Origin of the sequence: Shewanella sp. 8A, from assembly GCF_023475945.1 — a bacterium.
Taxonomy (GTDB): Bacteria; Pseudomonadota; Gammaproteobacteria; order Enterobacterales; family Shewanellaceae; genus Shewanella; species Shewanella xiamenensis.
The window spans coordinates 1-297 of the sequence record NZ_JAMDJP010000116.1 but is presented as its reverse complement, the minus strand read 5'-3'; the positions used below and the strand labels follow the sequence as shown (position 1 = coordinate 297).

The window sequence follows — 297 nt, the reverse complement described above, 5'->3', positions numbered from 1 at the left end:
CCTACTCTCACATGGGGAGACCCCACACTACCATCGGCGCGATTGCGTTTCACTTCTGAGTTCGGGATGGGATCAGGTGGGACCACAATGCTATTGTCACCAAGCAAATTCGGTTTAAACAAGACTCGAGAGCGCACTGCGTGCTGCTAGATTCTAGGAACTAAAATCTGCTCTTATCTTATTTAATAATTCGGAAAGCTGTATTGAGTACCACTTCTTAAGTGTTCATATTCGTCTAAGTGCTACTTAGCAAAACCCATCTGGGTTGTATGGTTAAGCCTCTCGAGTCATTAGTAT

1 rRNA gene is annotated in these 297 nt (G+C 44.4%); it reads right to left on the bottom strand.

What is annotated here, in order from left to right:
* Positions 1-104: ribosomal RNA gene (gene rrf, locus M0413_RS22800) — 5S ribosomal RNA — on the bottom strand; the annotation flags it as partial.
* Positions 105-297 lie beyond the last annotated feature (193 nt).